This window comes from Streptomyces sp. NPDC088124 (assembly GCF_040685895.1).
In the GTDB taxonomy this organism is placed as follows: domain Bacteria; phylum Actinomycetota; class Actinomycetes; order Streptomycetales; family Streptomycetaceae; genus Streptomyces.
Genome location: NZ_JBFBJB010000003.1, coordinates 24,950 through 39,995 on the forward strand (window position 1 = coordinate 24,950; position 15,046 = coordinate 39,995).

General features: G+C 66.7%; 10 protein-coding genes and 1 tRNA gene. 10 read left to right on the plus strand and 1 reads right to left on the minus strand.

The genetic code is table 11. The features are described 5' to 3' along the window. Positions 1 to 39: 39 nt before the first annotated feature. Entirely contained in the window at positions 40 to 1,266 is a 1,227-nt protein-coding gene (locus tag AB0P17_RS02795; RefSeq protein ID WP_365806980.1) for a pyridoxal phosphate-dependent aminotransferase, read from the minus strand. Positions 1,267 to 1,652: 386 nt separating this feature from the next. Between AB0P17_RS02795 and AB0P17_RS02800 the strand changes: the two genes are divergently transcribed. From AB0P17_RS02800 to AB0P17_RS02845, 10 genes are all read left to right on the plus strand, one after another. Continuing rightward, a tRNA-Trp gene (locus tag AB0P17_RS02800) sits at positions 1,653 to 1,725 on the plus strand. 103 nt (positions 1,726 to 1,828) lie between these two features. Then, a complete protein-coding gene (secE, locus tag AB0P17_RS02805; RefSeq protein ID WP_365806981.1) occupies positions 1,829 to 2,113 on the plus strand; it encodes a preprotein translocase subunit SecE in 285 nt (94 codons plus the stop codon). A gap of 72 nt (positions 2,114 to 2,185) precedes the next feature. Next, the gene (nusG, locus tag AB0P17_RS02810; protein ID WP_365806983.1) at positions 2,186 to 3,055 is read left to right on the plus strand and encodes a transcription termination/antitermination protein NusG; all 870 of its coding nucleotides are present in this window, start codon (positions 2,186 to 2,188) and stop codon (positions 3,053 to 3,055) included. Between the two features lie 165 nt (positions 3,056 to 3,220). Beyond that, positions 3,221 to 3,655: a 50S ribosomal protein L11 gene (gene rplK / locus AB0P17_RS02815; RefSeq protein ID WP_030351419.1), complete on the plus strand. Its 435-nt coding sequence runs from the start codon at positions 3,221 to 3,223 to the stop codon at positions 3,653 to 3,655. Between the two features lie 82 nt (positions 3,656 to 3,737). Further along, positions 3,738 to 4,460 carry a 50S ribosomal protein L1 gene (gene rplA / locus AB0P17_RS02820; RefSeq protein ID WP_365806985.1) on the plus strand — a complete coding sequence of 241 codons (723 nt, stop codon included), beginning with the start codon at positions 3,738 to 3,740 and terminating at the stop codon, positions 4,458 to 4,460. A gap of 157 nt (positions 4,461 to 4,617) precedes the next feature. After that, a complete protein-coding gene (locus AB0P17_RS02825; RefSeq protein WP_365806987.1) occupies positions 4,618 to 5,544 on the plus strand; it encodes a hypothetical protein in 927 nt (308 codons plus the stop codon). A 247-nt stretch (positions 5,545 to 5,791) separates the two neighbouring features. Further along, a complete protein-coding gene (rplJ, locus tag AB0P17_RS02830) occupies positions 5,792 to 6,352 on the plus strand; it encodes a 50S ribosomal protein L10 (RefSeq protein ID WP_365806988.1) in 561 nt (186 codons plus the stop codon). A 104-nt stretch (positions 6,353 to 6,456) separates the two neighbouring features. Beyond that, complete coding sequence (gene rplL / locus AB0P17_RS02835) at positions 6,457 to 6,840, plus strand: 50S ribosomal protein L7/L12 (RefSeq protein WP_365806990.1); 384 nt, start codon at positions 6,457 to 6,459, stop codon at positions 6,838 to 6,840. Between the two features lie 620 nt (positions 6,841 to 7,460). Continuing rightward, positions 7,461 to 10,943: a DNA-directed RNA polymerase subunit beta gene (rpoB, locus tag AB0P17_RS02840; protein WP_365806992.1), complete on the plus strand. Its 3,483-nt coding sequence runs from the start codon at positions 7,461 to 7,463 to the stop codon at positions 10,941 to 10,943. 125 nt (positions 10,944 to 11,068) lie between these two features. Continuing rightward, complete coding sequence (locus AB0P17_RS02845) at positions 11,069 to 14,983, plus strand: DNA-directed RNA polymerase subunit beta' (protein ID WP_365806994.1); 3,915 nt, start codon at positions 11,069 to 11,071, stop codon at positions 14,981 to 14,983. Positions 14,984 to 15,046 lie beyond the last annotated feature (63 nt).

Genomic DNA, 15,046 nt, shown 5'->3' on the forward strand with positions numbered 1-15,046 from the left:
AGTCGCTGGTGGGAGCGGGTGGGGCGGGCGGGTGAGCCGTCAGGCCCTGGCCTCGGCCAGCAGCTTCTGGACACGCCCGATGCCCTCGGCGAGATCCTCGTCACCGAGCGCGTAGGAGAGCCGCAGATACCCGGGAGTGCCGAACGCCTCGCCCGGGACGACCGCGACCTCGACCTCGTCCAGGATCAGCGCGGCCAGCTCGACGGAGGACTGCGGGCGGGTGCCGCGGATCTCCTTGCCGAGCAGGGCCTTCACCGACGGGTAGACGTAGAACGCGCCCTCGGGCTCCGGGCAGACCACGCCGTCGATCTCGTTGAGCATCCGGACGATCGTCCGGCGGCGCCGGTCGAAGGCGGTCCGCATCTCGGCGACGGCCTCCAGGTCGCCGGAGACGGCGGCGAGGGCCGCGGCCTGCGCGACGTTGGAGACGTTGGACGTGGCATGCGACTGGAGGTTCGTCGCGGCCTTGACGACATCCTTGGGGCCGATCAGCCAGCCGACGCGCCAGCCGGTCATGGCGTACGTCTTGGCCACGCCGTTGACCACGACGCACTTGTCGCGCAGCTCGGGGACGACGGCAGGCAGCGAGGTGAAGACGGCGTCCCCGTAGACGAGGTGCTCGTAGATCTCGTCGGTCAGCACCCACAGGCCGTGCTCGACGGCCCAGCGGCCGATGGCCTCGGTGTCCGCGGCGCTGTAGACGGCGCCCGTCGGGTTGGACGGCGAGACGAAGAGCACGACCTTCGTACGCTCCGTGCGGGCGGCCTCCAACTGCTCGACGGAGACGCGGTAGCCCGTGGTCTCGTCGGCCACGACCTCTACCGGGACACCACCGGCCAGCCGGATCGACTCGGGGTAGGTCGTCCAGTACGGCGCGGGGACGATGACCTCGTCGCCCGGGTCCAGGATGGCGGCGAAGGCTTCGTAGATCGCCTGCTTGCCGCCGTTGGTCACGAGGACCTGGGACGCCTCGATCTCGTAACCGGAGTCACGCAGCGTCTTCGCGGCGATGGCGGCCTTCAGCTCGGGGAGCCCGCCCGCCGGCGTGTAGCGGTGGAACCGGGGGTTGTGGCACGCCTCGACCGCGGCGTCGACGATGTAGCCGGGGGTCGGGAAGTCGGGCTCGCCGGCGCCGAAGCCGATCACCGGACGCCCGGCGGCCTTCAGGGCCTTGGCCTTGGCGTCCACGGCGAGGGTCGCGGACTCGGAGATCGCGCCGATGCGGGTGGAGACCCGGCGCTCGGTGGGAGGGGTTGCAGCGCTCATGCGGCCCATGGTCCCAGACCGGATACCTCCACGACACATACGTTTCGCTCTGCGAACAACAAGAGGATGGCTCTGCGAACAACAAGAGGATGGCTCTGCGAACAACCAAGAGGATGGCTCCGCGAACCAGAAGGAGGATGGCTCCCAGTCAGAACGAGGACGGCTCCCCGAACCCATGGGGACGGCTCCCCGAACCCATGGGGACGGATCCCCGAGCCAACAGTGGACGGCACCCCGAACAGGTGGGGGAGGGCCGGGTCCCGGGGAAGCTGTTCGACGCACGGCTCATCACCACGTACACTCACTGGTCGTTGGCCTTCATCACCGAAGCCGCACCGGGCACTCCGTGCATCCGGTCGGATGCGGTAGGTTGAGGGAGAACGCAAAGGGTCGTAGCTCAATTGGTAGAGCACTGGTCTCCAAAACCAGCGGTTGGGGGTTCAAGTCCCTCCGGCCCTGCTACACACACCTTCGCCAGGATGTGTGCGCATGTACGTTCATTCATCGCCGTGCGGCTCCCCCGGGCGCGGCACGGTCACGACCCGGAATCAGGTGAGAGAGAGTGGCGGACGCCGTGGGCTCCATCGACAAGCCTGATGCCGACGATGAGTCCGCCGAGTCGAAGAAGCCCCGCAAGGGCGGAAAGCGCGGCAAGAAGGGTCCCCTGGGCCGTCTCGCGCTCTTCTACCGACAGATCGTCGCCGAGCTGCGCAAGGTCGTCTGGCCGACTCGTAGCCAGCTGACGACGTACACCACCGTGGTGATTGTCTTCGTGGTCGTCATGATCGGTCTGGTGACCGTGGTTGACTATGGCTTCCAGCAAGCAATCAAGTACGTCTTCGGCTGATCCCGCGAAGGGCGCCCGGTGCGGCGCCCCTTTCGCGTGTTCCAGCCATTGAGCCAGGAAGAAGCAGCCACCGTGTCTGACCCGAAACTGAACGACGCCAGCGAGTCGGTGGAGTCCCGGAAGGACCAGACCGACATCGTCGAGGCGGCGGACGCTGTCGAGGCGGACCAGGCCGAAGCAGCTGACATCGCCGCCGGCGAGCCGGCCGAGAAGGCCGCGCTGCACGTCGAGGACGAGAGCGAAGAATCCGCCGAGGACGCCGCGGACGCGGCCGCCGACGATGCCGATGCCGAGGACGAGACGGAAGCCGTGGCGGAAGCCCCGGCCGACCCGGTCGCCGCCCTGCGTGACGAACTCCGCGGGCTGCCCGGCGAGTGGTACGTGATCCACACCTACGCGGGCTACGAGAAGCGCGTGAAGGCGAACCTGGAGCAGCGCGCCGTCTCGCTCAACGTCGAGGAATTCATCTACCAGGCTGAAGTCCCCGAGGAAGAGATCGTCCAGATCAAGAACGGCGAGCGCAAGAACGTCCGCCAGAACAAGCTTCCCGGGTACGTCCTGGTCCGCATGGACCTGACCAACGAGTCCTGGGGCGTCGTCCGCAACACCCCCGGCGTCACCGGCTTCGTGGGCAACGCCTACGACCCGTACCCGCTGACCCTCGACGAGATCGTCAAGATGCTCGCCCCGGAGGCCGAGGAGAAGGCCGCCCGCGAGGCCGCCGAGGCGGAGGGTAAGCCCGTGCCGTCCCGCAAGGTCGAGGTCCAGGTGCTGGACTTCGAGGTCGGCGACTCCGTCACCGTCACCGACGGCCCCTTCGCCACGCTCCAGGCGACGATCAACGAGATCAACGCCGACTCGAAGAAGGTCAAGGGTCTGGTGGAGATCTTCGGCCGCGAGACCCCGGTCGAGCTGAGCTTCGACCAGATCCAGAAGAACTGACCCTTCTTCCGGAACACCTGCTTCCGACAGGTCAGACAGGATTCGTACCTGTCTGACCTGTCGGTTTTTGGCCGTACGGCTATACCCGTTATCGTTGTGCGGTATGCCTCCATCCGGATGACCGGACGGCGGGCTGAAAACTCTCAACTGGACCCGGAGAGAGCAATGCCTCCCAAGAAGAAGAAGGTCACGGGGCTCATCAAGCTCCAGATCAGTGCCGGCGCGGCCAACCCGGCTCCGCCGGTCGGCCCCGCGCTGGGCCAGCACGGCGTCAACATCATGGAGTTCTGCAAGGCCTACAACGCCGCGACCGAGTCGCAGCGTGGCATGGTCGTGCCGGTGGAGATCACGGTCTACGAGGACCGCTCCTTCACCTTCATCACCAAGACTCCGCCGGCCGCCAAGCTGATCCTCAAGGCCGCTGGTGTGGACAAGGGCTCCGGCGAGCCGCACGTCAAGAAGGTCGCGAAGCTCACCCGCGACCAGGTGCGCGAGATCGCCACGACCAAGATGCCCGACCTGAACGCCAACGACCTGGACGCCGCCGAGAAGATCATCGCCGGCACCGCCCGTTCCATGGGCGTCACGGTCGAGGGCTGACCCAGCCGGGCACATCCCAGTGGAAGGGCCGAGCGCGGCCCGCACCACGAACTCCACACCTGAAGAAACACCAGGAGAAGAAGTGAAGCGCAGCAAGGCTCTCCGCGGCGCGGACGCGAAGGTCGACCGGGAGCGTCTGTACGCCCCGCTCGAAGCCGTCCGTATCGCCAAGGACACCACCACCACCAAGTTCGACGGCACCGTCGAGGTGGCCATGCGGCTGGGCGTCGACCCGCGCAAGGCCGACCAGATGGTCCGTGGCACCGTGAACCTTCCGCACGGCACCGGCAAGACCGCCCGGGTCCTGGTCTTCGCGACCGGTGACCGCGCCGAGGCCGCGCGTGCCGCGGGCGCCGACATCGTCGGCGCCGACGAACTGATCGACGAGGTCTCGAAGGGCCGTCTGGACTTCGACGCCGTCGTCGCCACCCCGGACCTCATGGGCAAGGTCGGCCGCCTCGGCCGCGTCCTCGGCCCGCGTGGTCTGATGCCGAACCCGAAGACCGGCACGGTCACCCCCGATGTCACCAAGGCTGTGAACGACATCAAGGGCGGAAAGATCGAGTTCCGCGTCGACAAGCACTCGAACCTGCACTTCATCATCGGCAAGGTCTCCTTCGACGAGACGAAGCTGGTCGAGAACTACGCCGCGGCGCTGGAGGAGATCCTCCGTCTCAAGCCGTCCGCCGCCAAGGGCCGCTACATCAAGAAGGCCACCCTGGCCACCACGATGGGCCCCGGCATCCCGCTGGACGCCAACCGCACCCGTAACCTCCTCGTCGAGGAGGACCCGGCCGCCGTCTGATCCGACGGTGGCCACGGGCCGCACCGCACACGCGAAAGCCGGGCCCCGCACCTCTCCGGAGGTGCGGGGCCCGGCTTTCGGGGTACCAGGCTGTGTCAGACCTGTGCGCTACGGTTTAGGACAGTTGTACGACGAAACAGGGGTGGGGATCATGAACATGTCCGTATGGAGGCGTGGGGGCGTCTGCCTGACAGCGGTGGCCGTCATGGCCGGTGTCGCGGGGTGTCAGGGCGGCGACACGGAGAAGAAGAGCGCCCCGGCGGCCGAGAAGGCGCCGGCGAAGTCGAGCGCCACCGAGGTCCTCACGGCGGCCTACGAGAAGACCTCGGAGGCGAAGTCCGCCAAGGTCCGGATGACGATGTCGATGCCGGAGTCGGCGGGCATGGTCGAGGGCGACATGGAGATGTCCGGGGTCATGGGCTGGGACCCGACCGTGATGGACCTGACGGTGAAGGGCTCCGCGCTGAGCGCCGAGAACGCGGGTCTTGAGAACACCCGGATGGTCTGGGTCGACAACGTCCTGTACGTGGACGCGGGCGCCGAGGCGGCCAAGGAGATGGACGGCAAGCGCTGGATGAAGCTCGACATGGCCGCCGCGGCCGAGGCGTCGGGTGACAAGGCGCTGGAGAAGCAGATGACGAGCGGCCTGGAGAACATGAACCAGGACCCGGCGCAGCAGCTCGCCCTGCTGCTGGACTCGCCGCAGATCAAGCACGTCGGCTCCGAGAAGGTGGACGGGGCTCCGGCCGAGCACTACAAGGGCACGCTGACCCTCGAAGAGCTGATGAAGTCCGACGGCGCGTTCGGTGTGCTGGACGAGAAGGAACGCCAGGACATGATCGACTCGATGAAGAAGTCGGGCATGAAGGGGTACGACACCGAGGTCTGGGTCAACGAGGACGACTACCCGGTGCAGATGAACATCGGCATGAAGACCTCCGAGGGCCTGGTGAAGATGTCCGCGCACTACTCGGACTACGGGGCGAAGACGCAGGTCGAGGTGCCGCCGGCCGGTGAGACCTTCGACCTCGCCGAGATGATGGCGGGACTGGCGGACGAGGGCACCGCGGGCGCCACCGGCTGATTTGCCCGGCGCGCCGGTATTCACGTACTCTTCGCAGGAAGCCAAAGACCGCTGGTCGTTGCCGTGTGCTCGTAAGAGGGTGCGGTGGCCGAAGGATCCGCTAGCTGCGGACGACCCGCGCAGGTGACTGTGGAGAGCTCCCGGATCCCATTCGGTCGAGCTACGCCCCGTGCGCCTGCGCCGGGGCGTTTCGTTTTGCCCAGCCCCTTCTGAGCGGTCCTCATCACCCGGAAGGAGGCCGACGCTCATGGCAAGGCCCGACAAGGCTGCCGCGGTAGCCGAGCTGGCGGATCAGTTCCGCAGCTCGAACGCCGCCGTGCTGACCGAGTACCGGGGTCTCACCGTGGCGCAGCTCAAGGAGCTGCGCCGTTCTCTCGGTGAGAACGCCCAGTACGCCGTGGTGAAGAACACGCTGACCAAGATCGCGGCCAACGAGGCCGGGATCAACGCGCTGGACGACCTCTTCGCGGGTCCGACGGCGGTTGCCTTCGTCACCGGTGACCCGGTGGAGTCGGCGAAGGGTCTTCGTGACTTCGCCAAGGACAACCCGAATCTCGTCATCAAGGGCGGTGTCCTTGACGGCAAGGCGCTCAGCGCCGACGAGATCAAGAAGCTCGCGGACCTCGAGTCCCGTGAGGTTCTGCTTTCCAAGCTGGCCGGTGCCATGAAGGGCAAGCAGTCGCAGGCTGCCGCTCTCTTCCAGGCGCTTCCGTCGAAGTTCGTCCGCACCGCGGAAGCTCTTCGTGCCCAGAAGGAAGAGCAGGACGGTGCCGGTACGCCGGCCCCCGTCGAGGCCGACTCCGAGTAATCACGCTCGGTTCCGGGTGATCACACCCGGTCGGTCACAGCGGGCCGGTACGCCCGCGGAACTGTACATACGGCACCAGCCGAATTAGTGGAAGGACCGCCATCATGGCGAAGCTCACCCAGGACGAGCTGCTCGCGCAGTTCGAGGACATGACCCTCATCGAGCTCTCCGGCTTCGTGAAGGCCTTCGAGGAGAAGTTCGACGTCACGGCCGCCGCCCCGGTCGCCGCTGCCGCCGCCGGTGGCGCCGCTGCCGCCGCCGTGGAGGAAGAGGTCCAGGACGAGTTCGACGTCATCCTCACGGGTGCCGGCGACAAGAAGATCCAGGTCATCAAGGTCGTGCGCGAGCTCACCTCCCTGGGCCTCAAGGAGGCCAAGGACCTCGTGGACGGCGCCCCCAAGCCCGTCGTCGAGAAGGTCGCCAAGGAGGCCGCCGAGAAGGCTGCCGAGTCCCTCAAGGCCGCCGGCGCCTCCGTCGAGGTCAAGTGACCTCGTACGGGTCCGTCACCGGCCGCTGAGGGGCCCGCGAGGGCTTCCGGGCGCACGGGGACAGTCCCGGCGCCGCAGGGCACCACGTTCGTGGTGTCTCGCGGCGCGGCGTTGACATGAAGGGCGATCACCCAGTCGGGTGGTCGCCCTTCCGCGTTCCCGCAGGGGCTGCCTTGCTCTTCGCGCGGCGGCGGGTATCGTGATCATCGCCGTGCCACCGCCCGCCGAGTGACCTTCCGCATGGGGTGGGGGGCCTTGACGAACCGCACGGAGCGCGCAATTCTCAGGACGCGTCGTCACAATCGATCCGGTTCCGAGGCATGGATCGGTGACGAAGAGGGCAGTAATGGTGTGCGCCTACGGCGCGAGGCTTGCAGCGGTTGAGACAAGGGTGTTGAGAACAACGAGGGTGTCGGAAAACCGGCTCTGGACATCAGTGTGCCAAGTGGCTACACTGACCCTTTGCGCTGCCTGTTAGCTGCTCCCTGCCCGTCACCAGGGGCACCCCCTCGCATGAGCATCGGTGATTGAACAGCTCTGAACTGGGCTTTCTCTCTCGATGTCCGGCTTGGGACACCGGTACGCGCGTAGTGAGTCCGAGCCCTCGGAAGGACCCCCTCTTGGCCGCCTCGCGCAACGCCTCGACCACGAATACGAACAACGGCGCAAGCACTGCCCCGCTGCGCATCTCCTTTGCAAAGATCAAGGAGCCGCTTGAGGTTCCGAACCTCCTGGCGCTCCAGACCGAGAGCTTTGACTGGCTGCTCGGCAACCCCGCCTGGAAGGCTCGTGTCGAGGCGGCTGTCGAGAGTGGACAGGACGTCCCCAGGAAGTCCGGTCTGGAGGAGATCTTCGAGGAGATCTCCCCGATCGAGGACTTCTCCGGGTCGATGTCGCTGACCTTCCGCGACCACCGCTTCGAGCCCTCGAAGAATTCGATCGAGGAGTGCAAGGACCGCGACTTCACGTTCGCCGCCCCGCTCTTCGTGACCGCCGAGTTCACCAACAACGAGACCGGCGAGATCAAGTCCCAGACGGTCTTCATGGGCGACTTCCCGCTCATGACCAACAAGGGCACCTTCGTCATCAACGGCACCGAGCGTGTCGTGGTGTCGCAGCTCGTCCGCTCGCCGGGCGTGTACTTCGACTCCTCCATCGACAAGACGTCCGACAAGGACATCTTCTCCGCCAAGATCATCCCGTCCCGGGGTGCCTGGCTGGAGATGGAGATCGACAAGCGCGACATGGTCGGTGTCCGCATCGACCGCAAGCGCAAGCAGTCCGTGACCGTCCTCCTCAAGGCTCTCGGCTGGACGACCGAGCAGATCCTGGAGGAGTTCGGCGAGTACGAGTCCATGCGCGCCACCCTGGAGAAGGACCACACCCAGGGCCAGGACGACGCGCTGCTCGACATCTACCGCAAGCTGCGTCCGGGCGAGCCCCCGACGCGCGAGGCGGCCCAGACGCTGCTGGAGAACCTCTACTTCAACCCGAAGCGCTACGACCTCGCCAAGGTCGGCCGCTACAAGGTCAACAAGAAGCTCGGTGCGAACGAGCCGCTGGACGCCGGCGTGCTCACCACCGACGATGTCATCGCGACCATCAAGTACCTGGTCAAGCTGCACGCCGGCGAGACCGAGACGATGGGTGAGTCCGGTCGCTCGATCATGGTCGAGACCGACGACATCGACCACTTCGGCAACCGCCGCATCCGTAACGTCGGCGAGCTGATCCAGAACCAGGTCCGTACGGGTCTCGCCCGTATGGAGCGCGTCGTGCGCGAGCGCATGACCACCCAGGACGTCGAGGCGATCACGCCGCAGACCCTGATCAACATCCGGCCGGTCGTCGCCTCCATCAAGGAGTTCTTCGGCACCAGCCAGCTGTCCCAGTTCATGGACCAGAACAACCCGCTGTCGGGGCTGACGCACAAGCGTCGTCTCAACGCCCTCGGCCCGGGTGGTCTCTCCCGTGAGCGGGCCGGCTTCGAGGTCCGTGACGTGCACCCCTCGCACTACGGCCGCATGTGCCCGATCGAGACGCCGGAAGGCCCGAACATCGGTCTGATCGGCTCGCTGGCCTCGTACGGCCGGATCAACGCGTTCGGCTTCATCGAGACCCCGTACCGCAAGGTCGTCGGCGGTGTCGTCAGCGACGAGGTCGACTACCTGACGGCCGACGAGGAAGACCGCTTCGTCATCGCCCAGGCCAACGCGACGCTTTCCGAGGAGATGCGGTTCATCGAGCCGCGCGTCCTCGTCCGGCGCCGTGGCGGCGAGATCGACTACATCCCCGGCGACGACGTCGACTACATGGACGTCTCGCCGCGCCAGATGGTGTCGGTCGCGACCGCGATGATCCCCTTCCTGGAGCACGACGACGCCAACCGTGCCCTCATGGGCGCGAACATGATGCGTCAGGCCGTGCCCCTGATCACGTCCGAGGCGCCGCTCGTCGGCACCGGCATGGAGTACCGCTGCGCGGTCGACGCCGGTGACGTCGTCAAGGCGGAGAAGGCGGGTGTGGTCCAGGAGGTCTCCGCGGACTACATCACCGTCACCAACGACGACGGCACGTACACCACGTACCGCATCGCCAAGTTCTCCCGCTCGAACCAGGGCACCTCGGTCAACCAGAAGGTCGTCGTCAACGAGGGCGACCGGGTCGTCGAGAGCCAGGTCCTCGCCGACGGGCCCGCCACCCAGCAGGGTGAGATGGCGCTCGGCAAGAACCTCCTCGTGGCGTTCATGCCGTGGGAGGGCCACAACTACGAAGACGCGATCATCCTCAGCCAGCGGCTGGTCCAGGACGACGTCCTCTCCTCGATCCACATCGAGGAGCACGAGGTCGACGCCCGGGACACCAAGCTCGGCCCCGAGGAGATCACCCGGGACATCCCGAACGTCTCCGAGGAGGTCCTCGCGGACCTCGACGAGCGCGGCATCATCCGTATCGGTGCCGAGGTCGTCGCCGGGGACATCCTGGTCGGCAAGGTCACGCCCAAGGGTGAGACCGAGCTGACCCCGGAGGAGCGCCTGCTCCGCGCGATCTTCGGCGAGAAGGCCCGTGAGGTCCGCGACACCTCGCTGAAGGTGCCGCACGGCGAGGTCGGCAAGGTCATCGGCGTCCGCGTCTTCGACCGCGAGGAGGGCGACGAGCTGCCGCCCGGCGTCAACCAGCTCGTCCGCGTCTACGTCGCCCAGAAGCGCAAGATCACGGACGGCGACAAGCTCGCCGGCCGTCACGGCAACAAGGGCGTCATCTCGAAGATCCTGCCGATCGAGGACATGCCGTTCCTGGAGGACGGCACCCCGGTCGACATCATCCTCAACCCGCTGGGTGTCCCGTCCCGAATGAACCCGGGACAGGTCCTGGAGATCCACCTCGGCTGGCTCGCCAGCCAGGGATGGAAGGTCGAGGGCAACGAGGAGTGGATGGAGCGGCTGAAGTCCATCGGCGCCGACGACGTCGCGCCCGGCACCAATGTCGCCACCCCGGTCTTCGACGGCGCCCGCGAGGACGAGATCTCGGGCCTCTTCGAGTCGACCATCCCGAACCGCGACGGCGAGCGGATGGTCAAGGGCTCCGGTAAGGCCCGGATGTTCGACGGCCGCTCCGGTGAGCCGTTCCCCGACCCGATCTCGATCGGGTACATGTACATCCTCAAGCTCCACCACCTGGTCGACGACAAGCTGCACGCCCGCTCGACCGGCCCGTACTCGATGATCACCCAGCAGCCGCTGGGTGGTAAGGCTCAGTTCGGTGGTCAGCGCTTCGGTGAGATGGAGGTGTGGGCGCTGGAGGCTTACGGCGCCGCGTACGCCCTCCAGGAGCTGCTGACGATCAAGTCCGACGACGTGACCGGCCGCGTGAAGGTCTACGAGGCCATCGTCAAGGGCGAGAACATCCCCGAGCCCGGCATTCCCGAGTCCTTCAAGGTGCTCATCAAGGAAATGCAGTCGCTCTGCCTCAACGTGGAGGTGCTGTCCTCGGACGGCATGTCCATCGAGATGCGAGACACGGACGAGGACGTCTTCCGCGCGGCGGAGGAGCTCGGTATCGACCTGTCCCGGCGCGAGCCGAGCAGCGTCGAAGAGGTCTGACGGGTTCGCCGGCCGGATCCCGTATCCGGCCGGCTCTCCCCGGACCCGTTCAGACCATTGCTGAAGTGCCCCATCTACTCGCTCACGCGAGGGGCTCGAACCCCCGAAAGAGGGATTGACGACAAGTGCTCGACGTCAACTTCTTCGACGAGCTGCGGATCGGCCTTGCCACCGCGGACGACATCCGGACCTGGTCGCACGGCGAAGTGAAGAAGCCGGAGACCATCAACTACCGCACGCTCAAGCCCGAAAAGGACGGACTCTTCTGCGAGAAGATCTTCGGTCCGACCCGGGACTGGGAGTGCTACTGCGGCAAGTACAAGCGTGTCCGCTTCAAGGGCATCATCTGTGAGCGCTGTGGCGTGGAAGTCACGCGCGCCAAGGTGCGCCGTGAGCGGATGGGCCACATTGAGCTGGCCGCGCCCGTCACCCACATCTGGTACTTCAAGGGCGTGCCCTCGCGCCTCGGGTACCTGCTGGACCTCGCGCCGAAGGACCTGGAGAAGGTCATCTACTTCGCCGCGTACATGATCACGTTCGTGGACGAGGAGCGCCGTACGCGCGATCTGCCGTCGCTGGAGGCGCATGTCTCCGTCGAGCGCCAGCAGACCGAGAACCGCCGCGACTCCGACCTCGAAGCCCGCGCCAAGAAGCTTGAGACCGACCTGGCCGAGCTGGAGGCCGAGGGCGCCAAGGCCGATGTGCGCCGCAAGGTGCGCGAAGGCGCCGAGCGTGAGATGAAGCAGCTCCGGGACCGCGCGCAGCGCGAGATCGACCGTCTCGACGAGGTGTGGAACCGCTTCAAGAACCTCAAGGTCCAGGACCTGGAGGGCGACGAGCTGCTCTACCGCGAGCTGCGCGACCGCTTCGGCACCTACTTCGACGGCTCGATGGGCGCCGCCGCGCTGCAGAAGCGCCTGGAGTCCTTCGACCTGGACGAGGAGGCCGAGCGCCTCCGCGAGATCATCCGTACCGGCAAGGGACAGAAGAAGACCCGTGCGCTCAAGCGCCTCAAGGTCGTCTCCGCGTTCCTGCAGACCAGCAACAGCCCCAAGGGCATGGTGCTGGACTGCGTGCCGGTGATCCCGCCGGACCTGCGTCCGATGGTGCAGCTCGACGGTGGCCGCTTCGCGACCTCCGACCTGAACGACCTGTACCGCCGTGTGATCAACCGGAACAACCGCCTCAAGCGTCTCCTCGACCTCGGTGCCCCCGAGATCATCGTGAACAACGAGAAGCGGATGCTCCAGGAGGCCGTCGACGCGCTGTTCGACAACGGCCGTCGCGGCCGTCCGGTCACCGGTCCGGGCAACCGCCCGCTGAAGTCCCTGAGCGACATGCTCAAGGGCAAGCAGGGCCGTTTCCGTCAGAACCTGCTCGGCAAGCGAGTCGACTACTCGGCCCGTTCCGTGATCGTCGTCGGCCCGCAGCTCAAGCTGCACCAGTGCGGTCTGCCGAAGGCCATGGCGCTGGAGCTCTTCAAGCCGTTCGTGATGAAGCGCCTGGTGGACCTGAACCACGCGCAGAACATCAAGTCGGCGAAGCGCATGGTCGAGCGCGGCCGTACGGTCGTGTACGACGTGCTCGAAGAGGTCATCGCCGAGCACCCGGTGCTGCTGAACCGTGCGCCCACCCTGCACCGTCTGGGCATCCAGGCGTTCGAGCCGCAGCTCGTCGAGGGCAAGGCCATCCAGATCCACCCGCTCGTCTGCACCGCGTTCAACGCGGACTTCGACGGTGACCAGATGGCCGTCCACCTGCCGCTCTCCGCGGAGGCGCAGGCCGAGGCCCGCATCCTGATGCTGTCCTCGAACAACATCCTCAAGCCGGCCGACGGCCGTCCGGTCACCATGCCCACCCAGGACATGGTGCTCGGCCTCTTCTTCCTCACCACCGACGAGGAAGAGCGCACCGTCAAGGGCGAGGGCCGCTCCTTCGGCTCCACCGCCGAGGCCACCATGGCGTTCGACAACCGGGAGCTGTCGCTCCAGGCCAAGGTCGACATCCGCTTCCCGGTGGGCACCATCCCGCCGCGCGGCTGGACCCCGCCGGTCTCCGAGGAGGCCGACACCGACGGCACCGCGGTGCCGTGGCAGCAGGGCGACCCGTTCCGGCTGCGGACGACCCTGGGCCGCGCGCTCTTCAACGAGCTGCTGCCCGAGGACTACCCGTTCGTCGACTACTCGGTCGGCAAGAAGCAGCTCTCCGAGATCGTCAACGACCTCGCCGAGCGCTACCCCAAGGTCATCGTGGCGGCGACGCTCGACAACCTGAAGGCGGCCGGCTTCTTCTGGGCGACCCGCTCCGGCGTCACCGTCGCCATCTCCGACGTCGTCGTGCCCGAGGCGAAGAAGGCGATCGTCCAGGGTTACGAGGCGCAGGACGAGAAGGTCCAGAAGCAGTACGAGCGCGGTCTGATCACCAAGGACGAGCGCACCCAGGAGCTCATCGCGATCTGGACCAAGGCGACCAACGAGGTCGCCGAGGCGATGAACGCGAACTTCCCGAAGACCAACCCCATCTTCATGATGGTCAACTCGGGTGCTCGTGGAAACATGATGCAGATGCGTCAGATCGCCGGTATGCGTGGTCTGGTGTCCAACGCCAAGAACGAGACGATCCCGCGTCCCATCAAGGCGTCCTTCCGTGAAGGCCTGTCCGTGCTGGAGTACTTCATCTCCACGCACGGTGCCCGTAAGGGTCTGGCCGACACCGCCCTGCGTACCGCCGACTCGGGTTACCTGACCCGTCGTCTGGTGGACGTCTCGCAGGACGTCATCATCCGCGAGGAGGACTGCGGCACCGACCGCGGCCTGAAGCTGCGGATCGCCGAGCGCGGCGCCGACGGTGTGCTGCGCAAGGCGGAGGACGTCGAGACGTCCGTGTACGCGCGGATGCTCGCCGAGGACGTCGTCGTCGACGGCAAGGTCATCGCGCCGGCCAACGTCGACCTGGGCGATGTCCTGATCGACGCCGTCGTGGCCGCCGGGGTCGAGGAGGTCAAGACCCGCTCGGTCCTGACCTGCGAGTCCGCGGTCGGCACCTGTGCCTTCTGCTACGGCCGCTCGCTGGCCACCGGCAAGCTGGTCGACATCGGTGAGGCGGTCGGCATCATCGCCGCCCAGTCCATCGGTGAGCCCGGTACCCAGCTCACGATGCGTACCTTCCACACCGGTGGTGTGGCCGGTGACGACATCACGCAGGGTCTGCCCCGAGTCGTCGAGCTCTTCGAGGCCCGTACGCCCAAGGGTGTCGCCCCGATCTCGGAGGCGGCCGGCCGCGTCCGTATCGAGGAGACCGAGAAGACCAAGAAGATCGTCGTCACCCCGGACGACGGCAGCGACGAGACGCCGTTCCCGATCTCGAAGCGTGCCCGTCTGCTCGTGGGCGAGGGCGACCACGTCCAGGTGGGCCAGAAGCTCACCGTCGGCGCCACCAACCCGCACGACGTGCTGCGGATCCTCGGTCAGCGCGCGGTCCAGGTCCACCTGGTCGGCGAGGTCCAGAAGGTCTACAACTCGCAGGGTGTGTCGATCCACGACAAGCACATCGAGATCATCATCCGGCAGATGCTGCGCCGTGTGACGATCATCGAGTCGGGTGACGCGGAGCTGCTGCCCGGCGAGCTGGTGGAGCGGTCGAGGTTCGAGACCGAGAACCGCCGTGTGGTCACGGAAGGCGGCCACCCGGCCTCCGGCCGTCCGCAGCTCATGGGTATCACCAAGGCGTCGCTGGCCACCGAGTCGTGGCTGTCGGCGGCGTCCTTCCAGGAGACGACCAGGGTCCTGACCGACGCGGCGATCAACGCCAAGTCGGACTCCCTGATCGGCCTCAAGGAGAACGTCATCATCGGTAAGCTCATCCCGGCCGGTACGGGTCTCTCCCGCTACCGCAACATCCGGGTCGAGCCGACCGAGGAGGCCAAGGCCGCGATGTACTCGGCCGTCGGCTACGACGACATCGACTACTCGCCGTTCGGCACGGGCTCCGGCCAGGCCGTTCCGCTGGAGGACTACGACTACGGTCCGTACAACCAGTAAGGCGTGAGCGAGACGGAGGGCGGTCATCCCGTACGGGGTGGCCGCCCTCCGGCGTGTACGGGG

Excerpts from the sequence above, each read along its gene's own strand:
- AB0P17_RS02795 (WP_365806980.1), bottom strand. The coding sequence starts at position 1,266 with ATGAGCGCTGCAACCCCTCCCACCGAGCGCCGGGTCTCCACCCGCATC.
- rplK (WP_030351419.1), top strand. The coding sequence starts at position 3,221 with ATGCCTCCCAAGAAGAAGAAGGTCACGGGGCTCATCAAGCTCCAGATC.
- AB0P17_RS02825 (WP_365806987.1), top strand. The coding sequence starts at position 4,618 with ATGTCCGTATGGAGGCGTGGGGGCGTCTGCCTGACAGCGGTGGCCGTC.
- rplJ (WP_365806988.1), top strand. The coding sequence starts at position 5,792 with ATGGCAAGGCCCGACAAGGCTGCCGCGGTAGCCGAGCTGGCGGATCAG.
- rplL (WP_365806990.1), top strand. The coding sequence starts at position 6,457 with ATGGCGAAGCTCACCCAGGACGAGCTGCTCGCGCAGTTCGAGGACATG.